This window comes from Streptomyces sp. RGM 3693 (assembly GCF_050471125.1).
Classification (GTDB): Bacteria; Actinomycetota; Actinomycetes; order Streptomycetales; family Streptomycetaceae; genus Streptomyces.
This window is the reverse complement of the sequence record NZ_JBMPPQ010000002.1, coordinates 622,192-634,972: the sequence shown is the minus strand read 5'-3', so window position 1 is coordinate 634,972 and position 12,781 is coordinate 622,192. Positions and strand designations below refer to the sequence as shown.

At 73.9% G+C, this 12,781-nt stretch carries 10 protein-coding genes and 3 tRNA genes; 6 read left to right on the top strand and 7 right to left on the bottom strand.

Annotated elements, in window-relative coordinates:
- Window positions 1-125 precede the first annotated feature (125 nt).
- The 4 genes from ACO0M4_RS20140 (at window position 126) to ACO0M4_RS20125 (ending at window position 1,349) form a co-directional block, all read left to right on the top strand.
- Window positions 126-446, top strand: coding sequence for a histone-like nucleoid-structuring protein Lsr2 (locus ACO0M4_RS20140; protein WP_016573039.1), 321 nt, complete (start codon window positions 126-128; stop codon window positions 444-446).
- Between the two features lie 119 nt (window positions 447-565).
- Window positions 566-637 (top strand) — tRNA-Gly (locus ACO0M4_RS20135).
- A gap of 74 nt (window positions 638-711) precedes the next feature.
- Window positions 712-784 (top strand) — tRNA-Gly (locus ACO0M4_RS20130).
- Window positions 785-1,276: 492 nt separating this feature from the next.
- A tRNA-Gly gene (locus ACO0M4_RS20125) sits at window positions 1,277-1,349 on the top strand.
- 76 nt (window positions 1,350-1,425) lie between these two features.
- On the opposite strand, the gene ACO0M4_RS20120 is transcribed toward ACO0M4_RS20125, so the two are convergent.
- Window positions 1,426-2,325 carry a phosphoribosylaminoimidazolesuccinocarboxamide synthase gene (locus ACO0M4_RS20120; protein WP_430372143.1) on the bottom strand — a complete coding sequence of 300 codons (900 nt, stop codon included), beginning with the start codon at window positions 2,323-2,325 and terminating at the stop codon, window positions 1,426-1,428.
- Window positions 2,326-2,434: 109 nt separating this feature from the next.
- The gene (locus ACO0M4_RS20115) at window positions 2,435-3,670 is read right to left on the bottom strand and encodes an MFS transporter (RefSeq protein WP_430372142.1); all 1,236 of its coding nucleotides are present in this window, start codon (window positions 3,668-3,670) and stop codon (window positions 2,435-2,437) included.
- 101 nt (window positions 3,671-3,771) lie between these two features.
- On the opposite strand from ACO0M4_RS20115, the gene ACO0M4_RS20110 reads away from it, so the two are divergent.
- A complete protein-coding gene (locus ACO0M4_RS20110; RefSeq protein ID WP_430372140.1) occupies window positions 3,772-4,680 on the top strand; it encodes a LysR substrate-binding domain-containing protein in 909 nt (302 codons plus the stop codon).
- Window positions 4,681-4,765: 85 nt separating this feature from the next.
- Here the strand turns inward: ACO0M4_RS20110 and ACO0M4_RS20105 are convergent, their stop codons facing one another.
- The 3 genes from ACO0M4_RS20105 to purD form a co-directional block, all read right to left on the bottom strand.
- The gene (locus ACO0M4_RS20105; RefSeq protein ID WP_430372139.1) at window positions 4,766-6,247 is read right to left on the bottom strand and encodes a N,N-dimethylformamidase beta subunit family domain-containing protein; all 1,482 of its coding nucleotides are present in this window, start codon (window positions 6,245-6,247) and stop codon (window positions 4,766-4,768) included.
- A 180-nt stretch (window positions 6,248-6,427) separates the two neighbouring features.
- Window positions 6,428-8,374, bottom strand: coding sequence for a hypothetical protein (locus ACO0M4_RS20100; protein WP_430372138.1), 1,947 nt, complete (start codon window positions 8,372-8,374; stop codon window positions 6,428-6,430).
- Between the two features lie 441 nt (window positions 8,375-8,815).
- The gene (purD, locus tag ACO0M4_RS20095; RefSeq protein ID WP_430372136.1) at window positions 8,816-10,072 is read right to left on the bottom strand and encodes a phosphoribosylamine--glycine ligase; all 1,257 of its coding nucleotides are present in this window, start codon (window positions 10,070-10,072) and stop codon (window positions 8,816-8,818) included.
- Window positions 10,073-10,371: 299 nt separating this feature from the next.
- On the opposite strand from purD, the gene ACO0M4_RS20090 reads away from it, so the two are divergent.
- Window positions 10,372-11,184: an SLATT domain-containing protein gene (locus ACO0M4_RS20090; RefSeq protein WP_430372135.1), complete on the top strand. Its 813-nt coding sequence runs from the start codon at window positions 10,372-10,374 to the stop codon at window positions 11,182-11,184.
- Between the two features lie 60 nt (window positions 11,185-11,244).
- On the opposite strand, the gene ACO0M4_RS20085 is transcribed toward ACO0M4_RS20090, so the two are convergent.
- Together ACO0M4_RS20085 and ACO0M4_RS20080 are read right to left on the bottom strand one after the other, a co-directional pair.
- Window positions 11,245-11,895: a hypothetical protein gene (locus ACO0M4_RS20085; RefSeq protein ID WP_430372134.1), complete on the bottom strand. Its 651-nt coding sequence runs from the start codon at window positions 11,893-11,895 to the stop codon at window positions 11,245-11,247.
- Window positions 11,896-11,991: 96 nt separating this feature from the next.
- The gene (locus ACO0M4_RS20080) at window positions 11,992-12,669 is read right to left on the bottom strand and encodes a GntR family transcriptional regulator (protein ID WP_430372132.1); all 678 of its coding nucleotides are present in this window, start codon (window positions 12,667-12,669) and stop codon (window positions 11,992-11,994) included.
- Between the last annotated feature and the right edge of the window lie 112 nt (window positions 12,670-12,781).

Genomic DNA, 12,781 nt, shown 5'->3' with positions numbered 1-12,781 from the left:
ATTAAATGGGCTTCACAATGCAATGCCCATCGCTGTACAAATGAAAAAGCATTGATCCCAATCAGCCGGATCCGGAGCATCACCCCACGTCAACAAGGGGTCGCTCCACGAAAGGACCGATATCCGTGGCGCAGCGCGTAGTAGTAACGCTCTCCGATGACATCGACGGAGGAGAAGCCGCAGAGACGGTCATCTTCGGTTTGGACGGGAAGTCGTACGAGATCGACCTCAATCCCGCCAATGCGAAGAAACTGCGCGGCGCCCTCGCCCCGTTCGTGGAGGCCGGCCGCAAGCGGGCCAAGTCCGGCAAGACCTTCCACCGGACCGCCGTGACCCCCGACCCGGCGGCGGTACGCGCCTGGGCCCGCTCCCACCAGATGGACGTCCCACCGCGCGGCCGGATCCCCAAGAAGGTCTACGAAGCCTTCAACGCGGCCAATCACTAACCGACTTGTCGGCGTCCGCAGGTCCGCACACCACCGACTTGCACAGCACCCCTACTGATCAGCTAGAGTCTGGAGCACGCCGAGGGGCAAGGCCGAAAGGCCGGATCCCGAGGAGTCACGCGGGTGTAGCTCAGTAGTAGAGCGCCCCCTTTCCAAGGGGGAGGCGCAGTGTGCAATCCCTGTCACCCGCTCTGACAGTTCTTCCGGTCCAAAGGATCAGGTAGAGTAGCTGTCGCGCCACTGGGTGAAAGCCGAGTGGATGCCTGCGGACGTAGCTCAGTTGGTAGAGCGCAACCTTGCCAAGGTTGAGGTCGCGAGTTCGAGCCTCGTCGTCCGCTCAGAGAAAAGGCCCCGGTCACCAAGACCGGGGCCTTTGTCGTTTTCCCGATCGAAAACCCACCGGGGTTCGGAGATCTTGCCCGGCCGCGCCCGGGACGGTCCGCGTTCACGCTGCGGGGCTTTCCCCGGACGAAATCGCGGAGCTGGCGGCCGGTCGACGGGCGGGCCGGGGATTGTGTGTGGCGGTGGACACATCTCCGGGGCCTGAGTGGCGGGGCCCCGGAGACGGTGGACGGGGTGGGCTCAGGGGGCCGGCCGGCGGGTCGGGGCAACGGGGAGGGCGAAGGTCCCGGTGTGGGGAGGGAGTTGGACCGGCGGGGGCGGGGGCCGGCGCGCGGGGCGCGGTGGAGTCGGCGCGGTCGACGGCTGTGGGTTCGGCGCGCGGCGGCGGGGCCGGTGGGCACGGGCGCGCATCGGGGGCCGGGAAGTTGGCTATAGTGGGGCTCGCACCGCGCAGCGGCGACCGAAAGGGATGCCACGGCACGGAGTATGCGGACGTAGCTCAGTTGGTAGAGCGCAACCTTGCCAAGGTTGAGGTCGCGAGTTCGAGCCTCGTCGTCCGCTCAGAGAAAAGGCCCCGGTCATCAAGACTGGGGCCTTTGTCGTGGCCCGGTGCCGGTGTCGGCACCGGGCCGGAACCTCAGGCCCAGGAGTTGCCGGTGAGGCGCTCGTACGCCTCCAGGTACTTGGCGCGGGTGCGGTCGACGATCTCCTGCGGGAGGGCCGGCGGGGGCTGCTCGCCGGTGCGGTCCCAGGCCGCGGTGGGCGAGGTCAGCCAGTCGCGGACGAACTGCTTGTCGAAGGACGGCTGGGGGTGGCCAGGCTGCCACTCGTCGGCGGGCCAGAAGCGCGAGGAGTCGGGGGTGAGGACCTCGTCGGCCAGGGTGAGCCGCTCCTCGCGGAAGCCGAACTCGAACTTGGTGTCGGCGAGGATCAGGCCGCGCTCGCGGGCGATGTCGCGGGCCCGGCCGTAGACCGCGAGGCTCAGCTGGCGGAGCTGGGCGGCGGTTTCGGCGCCGACCTGGCGGGCGACCTCCTCGTAGGAGACGTTCTCGTCGTGGTCGCCGACGGCGGCCTTGGTGGCCGGGGTGAAGATCGGCGCGGGGAGCTCGGAGCCGTTGGTCAGGCCCTCGGGGAGCGCCACACCGCAGACCGTGCGGGACTCCCGGTACTCGACGAGGCCGGAGCCGGCGAGGTAGCCGCGGGCGACGCACTCCACCGGGACCATGGCGAGCGAGTGGCAGACGAGGGTGCGGCCGGCCCAGTCGGCGGGGGCGCCCTCGGGGACCTCGGTGGACAGGACGTGGTGCGGGACCAGGTCCGAGAGCTGGTCGAACCACCAGAGGGACAGCCGGGTCAGGACCCGGCCCTTGTCGGGGATCTCGGTGGGGAGCACCCAGTCGTAGGCGGAGATGCGGTCGCTGGCGACCATGACCAGGTTGCCGTCGGCGTTCTGGTAGAGGTCCCGCACCTTGCCGGTGTGCAGGTGGGTGAGACCCGGGACCTGCACAGGCTCGGGCTTTTCTACGAATCCGGACACGCTGCCTCCGCGTAGGTTGATCCAGGAGTCCTGGCGATTCTCCCGTATGCGCGGTGGGGGCTCCGCCGCAGGGTCGACGGCGGGGGACGGTGGCGCGTTCCTCGGGTGGTCATGCGGAGGATCGGGCTCCGGGGCGGAGGAGGGCGGCGAGGGTGAGCAGGGCCATCACGGCGACGCCGATGAAGATCGTCGACGGGGCGAAAGCGCCACCGAGCACGGTGACCGCGTACGGGGTGCAGAAGCCCAGGTAACACACGGCCCAGAAGCGCGCGGTGAGGCGGGCCAGGTGGTGCGGGGGTGCCAGGGCGGCGACCTCGGTCAGGCCGTAGGCGACGCACAGGCCGTAGCCGGCGCCGAGCAGGGCGGCGGCGAGCAGGGCCACCGCGGGCTGCGCATGGGCCACCGCGAGGGCACCGATCAGCAGGCCGACGGCGGTGACGAGGAGGCCGGTGGCGGCGGTGGCGAGGCGGTGGCGGGCGCTCAGCCGGCGGGCGAGCGGGGCGACGAGGAGGCCGGCGCCGGGGGTGACGGCGGTGATGATCCCGGCGTAGACGGTCTGCCAGCCGTGCAGGCGGGTGTCGACGAGGCCCGGGAGGACGGCGAAGGCGATCGCGGGGGCGGCGAACACCCAGGGGGCCACCGGGACGACGAGGCGGCGGAACGGGGTGCGGTAGGCGGGGGCGGCGGGCTCCGGGGCCGCGGTGTCCGGGGTCCGGGGCGGGGCGGTTTCGGGGGCGCGGCCGGCGCTCAGCGCGGCGGCCGCGACCAGGACCAGGTGCGGAACGTAGGCCAGGACCATGGGGTGCGGGGCCCACTGGGCTATCAGGGAGGCGGCCAGGCCGCCGGTGGCGAAGCCCGCGGAGAGGAAGAGGCCGGAGCGGCGGGCGGCGGCGCCGGGGGAGGGCGCGGTGCCGTACGGCGGGGTGGAGAGTTCCTTGATCCAGACGCTGCCGGCGGTGAGCAGGGTGCCGGCGCCGACGCCGGTGAGGAAGCGGCCGGGCCACAGCAGTGCCGGGGCGGCCGGGCCGGCCATCAGCAGGCAGGTCGCCAGGGCCGAGATGCCCAGGGCGGTGAAGGCGACCCGTCGGCGGCCGTGGCGGTCGGCGAGCGGGCCGCCCACGAGGAGGCCGGGGATCAGGCCGACGACGTAGACGGCGAAGAGGGCGGTGGTGGTGGCGGCGGTCAGACCGAGGTGGGCGCGGTAGGCGCCGAGGAGGGAGGAGTACTGGTTGGCGCTCCACCCTGAGGCGGTCATCAGCCAGCCGGCGCGGAGCCAGTGGCGGGGCGCCCGGGCCGCGGTGGCGGCTGCGCTGACCTGGGCCGTCGGGGTGTGTGACAGGGGCATGAGAGACGTTGTACGGCGCGGGCGGGCGGGCGCGCCTCCTCCGTTCAGGAAATGTGAACGGCCCGGGGCGGAAGCCTTGGCCCCGGCTTATCGTGGCGCGTATGGATCTGCGGCGGCTGTCTTCGTTCCTGGCGGTGGTCGAGGAGCAGCACTTCGGGCGGGCGGCGGCCCGGCTGTTCCTGTCGCCGGCCGCGGTCACCCAGCATGTGCAGCAGTTGGAGCGGGAGTTCGGGACGCGGCTGTTGGACCGCGGTCGGGGCCCGGTGGTGCCGACCGTCGCCGGGCAGCGGCTGGTGTCGCACGCCCGGACGCTGTTGGCCGCCGCGAACGCCGCGGTGGAGGACGTGACCGAGGCGGTCCGGGGCCGGGCGTCGCCGGGGCGCGGGCTGCGGGTCGGGGTGATGAGCCACGGTTCGGCGGAGGTGACCCCGGCCGCGGTGAACGCCTTTCGGCGGGCCCGGCCGGACGTGCCGGTGTCGCTGGTGCAGTTGGACTTCACCGAGCACTGCAGCGCGCTGCGCGAGGACCGGGTGGATGCGGCGTTCGTCCGGCCCCTGGTGCAGGCCGAGGGCATCGACGTGGACGTCCTGACGACCGAGCAGCGGATCGTGGCGGTCTCCGCGCGGTCGCCGTTGGCGGACGCGGCGCGGGAGGGGGTGCGGGTCGCGGACGTCCTCGACCTGCCGTTCCTGCGGCTGCCGGCGCGGACCCCGCGGCCGTTCGTCGACTACCTCTACTTCCAGGACGGCGAGCGGCGGGCGCCGGACTGCGCGCTGAACCCGCACGACGTGCTGACGAGCGTGGCGGCGGGGCGCGGGGCGGGGTCGGGACTGAAGTCCTTCGCGCGGTACTACCCGTGGCCGGGGACGGTGTTCGTACCGGTACTGGATGCGCCGAGCGCGCAGAGCGTGTTGGCGACGCGGGCCGGGGACCGGAATCCGGAGGTGCGGATCTTCCGGGCGCTGACGGTGGCGCTGGCGCGGGAGTTGGGGGAGTACGCGGCGCGGTAGCGGGTGCATGGCGCGGTAGCGGGTGCGCGGAACGGGGATGTGCGGCACGGGGCCTGCCGGGCGGGGCGGCCGGTGCGGCACGGGGTCAGTCGCGTTTGCAGATGCGGTCGAGGAGGTTGGCGGTGGCCCGTTGGACGCGCTGGTCGATGTGGCCGGGGCGATCGAGGGCCGGCGACCAGGCGAAGGTGCCGGAGGAGAAGACCAGGGCGCCGCTGGGTGCGCGGTACAGGGAGGTCTCCTGGTGGCGGCGGGCGCCCTCGCCGTCGCGGTACGGGGAGTGCGAGAGCAGGATGCGGCGGGTGTGCGCGGGGAGGCTGGTGCGCGGGAAGTAGCGGTCGGCCTCGCCGGCGACCAGGCCGGGGAGTTCGTCGCCTTCGTGGGCGCCGGTGGCCTCCCACAGCCAGTGGTCGGCGTTGCGGACGACCAGGGGGGCGGGCTCGGGGACCCGGCCGGCGTACTGGATGCCCATCAGCCGCTGCTCGGGGTCGCCGAGTTCGCGCCAGAGGGCGGGGCGGCCGGGGCCCTGGCGTTTGTGGCAGTTGAGCAGGGAATCGGGGCCGGCCGGTGACGGGGAGAGCTCCACCTGCCAGTACATGGTGTTGGCGGAGAGGAAGACCAGGGAGGTGCCGCTGTCCCGGGCGGCCTCGACCGTGTGGCGCATGGGCACCGACCAGTACTCGTCGTGGCCGGGGAAGACCAGGCCGCGGTAGCGGGTGGCGTCCACCCGGCCGGCGTGCAGGTCGCGGGCGTCGGCGTAGGCGAGGTCGTAGCCGTAGCGCTCGGCCCAGCGGATGAAGTCGTAGGCGTGGCCGACGTGGAGGGGGAGGCCGGCGCCGGCGTAGGGGCGGTCGAAGGAGACAGTGGTGGCGGCGTCCCGTTCGCCGAGGAGGGCGCCCTTCTCGTCCCAGGCGTGGTACAGGCTGGCGCCGGTGCGGCCGTCCTCGGGGTAGAGGTTGTACGCCTGCCAGGTGATGTCGGGGAGCAGCAGCAGGAGGTCGGCGGGCTGGTCGTCGCGGACCGTGAAGGGGATGTGGGAGCGGTAGCGGCCGTCGGCGGTGGTCAGGACGGCGACGTAGGCGCCGAGCCGCCAGTACGTGGGGACTTGGAGGCGCCAGGACAGCCACCAGTGGTGGCAGGAGACGGTGCGGTCGACGAGCAGCGGGGCCGGCTGGACGATGCCGGCGAGGCGCGGGCTGGTGGTGATCTTGGCGGCGCCGGTGCCGGCGTAGTGGCCGATGCGGTAGACGTCGATGCTGAAGGGCTGCGGCGGGTCGACCGAGATCCGGAAGTCGATGGCTTCGCCGGGGGCCACCGCGCCGGGGACCGTGAAGCCCTTGATCTGGCGGTGGACGTCGTCGGCGGTGCGGGGGCCGTTGTGTTTTCGGGGCGCGGGCAGTCGTAGGTCCCCGTGGGCGACCGCCGGATCGACGTACCACGGGATGATCCGGCCGGAGTCGAAGTAGGTCTCGCTGCCGCGCAGCCAGGGCAGCGGGCCCTGCCCGAACGGATCCGTGACCGCATGGGCGAGGGCGCCCGATTCCCAGCGCCTGATCTGTTCCGTCGCCACCTTCCACTCCCCTCCCGCGTCCCCCATGGCCGCGGCCGACCGGGCCTTACCCATCCCCCAGCACATCACATTACGCACTCACTTCGTCACCCTTCGTCGTGAATTTAGGTGCCCTTGCCCCGAAGCACGAACTGGAAGGGAACATTCAGCCGGTCCGGCGGGCGCCCCGTACGCCGGGGCTCACCCCAGCCGGACCGGCTTCTCCGGGCGCACGCCGACCCGGTGCAGCCAGCCGCGGAGCGGTTCGGCGTCGCCGTCGTCGACCAGGCTGAGCACCGGGCGGCTCAGGTCGGCACGGCGGGCGCCGTCCACCAGGAGGGCCGGGCCGTCGAGCCAGTCCAGGCCCGGGGCGGCACCGGCGGTGTCCACGGCGGCGCAGCAGACCATGGCGGTGACGTGGTCGGCGAGCAGCTCGCGGGCGGTGCGGGGCGGTTGCAGCGGGAAGAGCGGGAGGCCGCCGTCGGCCGGGCCGTCGCCCCAGGTGATGCCGGTGGTGTCGGCTTGCGCGGAGCGGACGGCCTGGCGGGCGGCCTCCTCGCGCTCCTCCCGGGCGACCTCGGCACCGAGCCGGGCGGCGACCAGATCGCCGGCGCGGGTGTCACGGGCCAGCCAGTCGATGACCCGGGCCAGGGTCGGGCCGCAGGGCGGGGGCGCGCAGGCGGCGGGCTCCTCGGCGAAGGGGGTCTCCGCTGCGGAGTGAGGTCCCCCGGGCGCACGGGGGACCCCCCGGCGCGAACGAAGCTGAGGACTCGGGGCGGCAGCCGACAGCTCGGGGGAGGAGTCGAATGCTTGGGAAAGGCTCGCGGGATGGGGGGCGGCGGGCGTACGGGCACGGGCGCCGGCGTACGTCAGGGGCGGCGCGGGGGCGGCGCTGGGGGCGTCCGCGGGGGTGGTGGAGCGGTCCGGTGCGCGGGACGGGTCCGGTGCTTCCCGGTCGGGGTCGGCCTGGCCGGCCGCCGGGAGCTCGTCGAGGACGCGGTGCAGCCGGGCGGCCTCCAGCCGCCACTTCCGGTCCACGATCTCCTGGGGGTACTGCTGCCAACCGACCGGTGACCAGTCCGGGCCGGGCTCGGCCGGGCCGCCGTGGAACAGCCGGGCGGCCAGCAGGGAGGCCGCCCGGTCGATGGTGCCGGGCTCCTCCAGGAGGTCGCAGGCGGGCCGCTCGCCGAGGCGGGAGGCGAACCCCTCGGCCAGGCGGTCGCGGCGGGAGAGCTCGGTGAGCGCGGAGACCACGCCGGCGTCCAGCCGGGAGGGCCAGCGGCCCATCCGCCAGGCGGGCAGCGCGACCCTGGTCAGCAGCCGGTCCCAGCCGGCGTACGCCAGGCCGACCTGCTCCTGGGCGACGACCCGCAGGCCGTAGTCGACGCCCTGGGCGCGCTCGGAGGCGGCGGCCGCGACCCCGCGCTCCATGAGCACGACGTGCTCGCCGGCGGCGCGCAGCAGCAGCCGGGCGACCCGGCCGACGAAGCGGAGCGGGAGGGCACGCAACGGGCCCCGGGCGCGGGCGGCGACCCCGGCGGCCGCGTCCAGCCCACGGATGAAGCGGCGGGCGGCGGCTATGTCCGGGTGTGCGGACGGGCCGGTGCCGGCGACGACGGGGGCCAGCAGGGCGCGCAGCTCGGCGACCCGCATCCACCACAGGAACGGCGAACCGATGACCAGGACCGGGGCCTCGGGCGCCCGGCGGCCGGCCCGTCGGGCGGGGCGCGGCGGACCGTGGGCGCGGTGCGTGCGGTCCTCCAGCCAGCTGTCGCAGTCCGGGGTGAGGGCTATCGCCGAGGGGGCGGGGACGTCGAGGCGGTCGGCGAGGTCGCGGACCAGGCGGTAGAGGTCCGGGGCAGCCTCCTCGGCGATCGGCACGGAAGGGCTGAGCGCGGGCCGGGCCCGGGCGACGACCACGGAGACCAGCGTCGCCAGGAGGAGGCTCAGCACGGTGAGGCCGCCGACCGTCCAGCGGGCCACCGCCCAGCCGCCTTCGGTGCCGAGCCGACCGGTGGCACCGCCCACGAGGAGGACCACGGCGACCGCGGCCGGCAGCAGGGCCACCGCCAATGCCGTACCGCGGACGCGGAGCACCGCGAGGGCGCGGCCACGCGCCGACAGGACGCCTGTTTCCGGACTTGCCACGAGCCTGTACACCCCCTGCGGTCCTGCTGGAACGGGACGGAGAGAAGACGGGACGGACGAACGGACGGTCGTGCAGTGTGCGGGCGAGAGAGCGAGCTCACTCCCCACCACTGTGGCACCGGCCACTGACATCGCAATGTCGGTGGGCCAGTTGCCGGACGCCGCCGGGGCGACGGTGCCGGGATTCCGGCACCGCGACCGCAGGACGCTTGCGCCGCACCCTAGTTGGGGGTGCGGGGTTCGTCAGCCGGATACCCGCGTGGTCACTCGATGGAATGGCTTTGGGTAAAGCCACGGGCCGGAGACGCACGGGTCTGGGCCGCTTCCCGACGGGCGGTACGCCCCACGACACAACTGGGGCATATGTCAAGGAAATGACATATGCCCCAGTTGCGCCTCGGCTCCGCGCAGACCGCGGACGCGGTGCGGAGCCGCCGTGCGCTACTCCCCCGCCGCCGCCTTCGCGGCGATGTCAGTGCGGTGGTGCGAGCCGTCCAGCGAGATCCGGTCGACGGCGCGGTAGGCGCGCTCGCGGGCGGTGGCCAGGTCGGCGCCGGTGGCCGTGACGGACAGCACCCGGCCGCCCGCGCTGAGCACCGCACCGGACGCGTCGCGCTGGGTGCCGGCGTGCAGCACGTAGGCGTGGGGGGCGTCCTGCTCCGCGACCTCGGTCAGGCCGTCGATCGGGTCGCCGGTGCGCGGGGTGTCCGGGTAGTTGTGGGAGGCGATGACGACGGTGACCGCGGCGCCGTCGCTCCAGCGCAGCGGCGGGAAGGTCGCGAGGGCACCGGTCGCGGCGGCGTGCAGCAGGCCGGCCAGCGGGGTCTTCAGGCGGGCCAGCACGACCTGGGTCTCCGGGTCGCCGAAGCGCGCGTTGAACTCGATCACGCGGACCCCGCGGGAGGTGATCGCCAGGCCCGCGTAGAGCAGCCCGGAGAACGGGGTGCCGCGGCGCCGTAGTTCGTCGACGGTGGGCTGCAGGACGGTCTGGAGCACCTCGTCGACCAGCTTGGGGTCGGCCCAGGGCAGCGGGCTGTAGGCGCCCATGCCGCCGGTGTTGGGACCCTGGTCGCCGTCGTGGGCGCGCTTGAAGTCCTGGGCGGGCTGGAGCGGGACGACGGTCTCACCGTCGGTGACGGCGAAGAGGGAGACCTCCGGGCCGTCGAGGAACTCCTCGATGACCACCCGGTCGCAGGCGTTGGCGTGCGCGCGGGCCGCCTCGACGTCCTCGGTGACCACGACGCCCTTGCCGGCCGCCAGGCCGTCGTCCTTGACCACGTACGGCGCGCCGAAGGCGTCCAGGGCGGCGTCGATCTCCTCCGGGGTGGTGCAGACGTAGCTGCGGGCGGTGGGCACGCCGGCGGCGGCCATCACGTCCTTGGCGAACGCCTTGGAGCCCTCCAGTTCGGCGGCCTGCTCCGAGGGGCCGAAGGCCGGGATGCCGCGCTCGCGGACCGCGTCCGCGACGCCCGCCACCAGCGGGGCTTCGGGGCCGACGACGACGAGGTCGGCCGCCAGGCCCGCGGCGAGGTCTGCCACCGCCCGGCCGTCGAGGGCATCGACCGCGTGGAGTTCGGCCACCTCGGCGATGCCGGCGTTGCCGGGGGCGCAGTGCAGCGCACTGACGTCGGGGTCGAGGGACAGAGAGCGGCACAGGGCGTGTTCGCGGGCGCCGCCGCCGATGACGAGGACCTTCACGGGGTGCAGCCTAGACGAATGCACCAACCGGCCGGTCGCCGGGCGTGCCCTGATCACACAAGGTCCGGGTCCCGGCCGGAAACCACCGACGGCGGCGCCGGCACCGTCCGCCCCCGCGGCGGCAACTCTTTCGGGTGAGATACGCGAGCGTCCTATACCGGATCCCGCACTACTTCCGGGCGGAAAACGGGCGATCTTGGGACAGAGGCCAGCCGTTCGGCGGTAGGAAAGAGGGCGGTGCGGCGGCCCTTCCGTAGGCCATGCGCGCACCCCACGGATCCGCGTACGAGGGAGCACGGGTGAGTCAGCCGGAGATGCAACCCGAGGGGCCCCCTCGGGGCGAGGGCGGGCCCGACCGGGGCCGCGGGCGGTCGCCGGACCGCCACCGGGAACGAGGCCGGCCGGAGCGCCGCCCCGCCGGACCGCTCCGGGGCCGCGGCGACCTCGTGGGGCGGGCCTTCCCGCACGGCGACTGGGGGGAGCCGGGCAACCGGCTGGACGCGCTGTACCTGTGGAGCGAGGAGGGCGCGCTGCGCACCGCCGACTGGTACCTGCGCGACCGGCTGGCCAAGCGCCGGGGGGCGCGGGCGCTGCGGCTGGGGGCCGCGGCCGGGGTGACCGCGGGCGGGACGCTGCCGCTGCTCGACCTCGCCGGGGTCTGGGAGCACGGGGCGCCCTGGGGCGCGCTGACGCTGCTGCTGGCCGCGGTGTGCGTGGGCTGCGACCGGTACTTCGGGATGACCGCGGGCTGGATGCGGGACCTGGCCACCGCGCAGGCGATTCACCGGCGGCTGGAGGCGTTGCAGTTCGACTGGGCGGCGGAGAGCGTGCGGGAGGTGCTCGGGCCGACGGAGGGCACCGCGAGCGAGGCGGCGGAGCGCTGCCTGGGCGTGCTGCGGCGGTTCAACGAGGACATCGGGGAGCTGGTCCGCACGGAGACGACGGACTGGATGGTGGAGTTCCGGTCCGCTCCGGTGCCGCAGGCCACCCATGCGGTGCTGCCGTGGACGGCGCCGCGGTCGGAGGGTCCGGGGCATCCGGGGCGGTTCCCGAGGACGCCCGGCTCGCGGCCGAACATGCCGCGGCAGCGGCCGCCGGAGGCCCCGCGCTGAGCGGGGACCGGCCGGGAGCCCGGCAGAGCCGGGGGCGGACCTCCCGCCGGTCCGGACCGCTCAACTGAAGACGATCATGGAGCCCTGGCCCAGGCTCCGGGTGGCGGCCGCGTGCAGCCCGAGCCAGACGTGCCGTTCCCGGGCGAACGGACCGTCGTCCAGGGGGACCGCGGTGGCCCGCTCCTCCAGGGAGGTGGGGCCGGCCGGCGGCGCGGGCGCGGCCGGCGGGTTCGCCGGGTCGATGCCCAGGGCCGGGGCGACCAGTTCGAGGTCCCGCAACAGCCCGTGGGAGGAGCCCAACGGGCCGCCGCCGGCCAGCAGTTCCTCGGTGGCGAGCGGGTGCGGGAAGTCGACCGGGACGTAGGCGCCCGCGTGGTCGTAGTGCCAGACCAGGTGGGACTGCTGCGCGGTGGTCTCGAACATCTCCAGCAACTGCTCGTAGTCGCCGCCGAGTTCGTCGACCGGGGTCACCTCCAGGCCGCACAACTTGAGCAGGTAGGCACGGCGCAGGAAGTGCAGCGCGTCGTAGTCGAAGCCGGCGACCGGCGCCACGTCGCCGGAGAGGCCCGGCATGTAGGTGAAGACCGGGATCTCCGGCAGGCCCGCGCCCACCAGGGCGTCGTTGTAGGTGGCGATCTCTTCGGAGAACGGGTTGTCGGGGCTGTGGCACAGCACATCGACGAGGGGTACCAGCCACAGGTCACATGCCACGGGTGGGGGCTCGCTTCCGGTAGGGGACGTAGGGCACCGGCGCACGTACAGCCACGGGTACGGCCCATTACGGCCGATGGTCGGGACAGCGTAGTGCTACCCGGCCGTTCCGACGAGAGCGAGGGAGTGCTCGTTGTACTCGGCGATCAGCCGCTGGGCGTCCGGCAGGTCGTGCCGCAGCAGGGCGTTGGCCAGTTCGCTGTGACCGTGCCAGAGCCGGCCCGCCAGGCACGGCTCGCGGCGCAGCAGCGGCACCGCGAACATCCAGGTCTGGACGCGGATCCGGTCCAGGAAGTCGCTGATGTAGGGGTTCTGGACGATGCCGCTCAGTTCGCGCCAGAACCGCAGGTCGTAGCCGATGAGGACGTCCAGGTCGCCGGCCCGGGCGGCGCGTTCGGCCTCCTCGGCGCGGCGGCGGATGGAGATCAGCACCTCGGCGGGGGTGGCCAGCAGCGCCCGTTCGGCGTTGCTGCGGAAGATGCCCTCGATGATCAGGGTGCGGGCCTCGACCATGGCGCGGAAGTCGTCGGTGGTGAAGGCGTGCACCTTGAAGCCGCGGTGCTGCTCGATGTCGAGCAGGCCCTGGGCGCACAGGTCGAGCAGCGCCTCGCGCACCGGTGTCGCGGAGACGCCGTACTGGTCGGCGATCTCCTTGACGGTGAACGGGTGGCCGGACGGCAGCCGGCCCGCCAGGATCTCGTCGCGCAGCGCGTCGGCGATCTGCTCGCGCAGGGTGCTGCGCCGTATCACGGAGCTGTCCGAGCCCGGGGCCATTCGGTGCGTCTCCTTCGACGTCCATGACCGCAGGTGGGAGCGGCCCGCCTCCACCATAGGCGAGGGGGTTGCCGCGGTTTCACGTGAAACAACGCGCCGCGCGGCCCCCGCC

What these genes read in the sequence shown, in the direction of transcription:
- ACO0M4_RS20080 (WP_430372132.1), bottom strand. Translation starts at nt 12,669, where the DNA reads ATGGCCCCGGGCTCGGACAGCTCCGTGATACGGCGCAGCACCCTGCGC.
- ACO0M4_RS20110 (WP_430372140.1), top strand. Translation starts at nt 3,772, where the DNA reads ATGGATCTGCGGCGGCTGTCTTCGTTCCTGGCGGTGGTCGAGGAGCAG.
- ACO0M4_RS20115 (WP_430372142.1), bottom strand. Translation starts at nt 3,670, where the DNA reads ATGCCCCTGTCACACACCCCGACGGCCCAGGTCAGCGCAGCCGCCACC.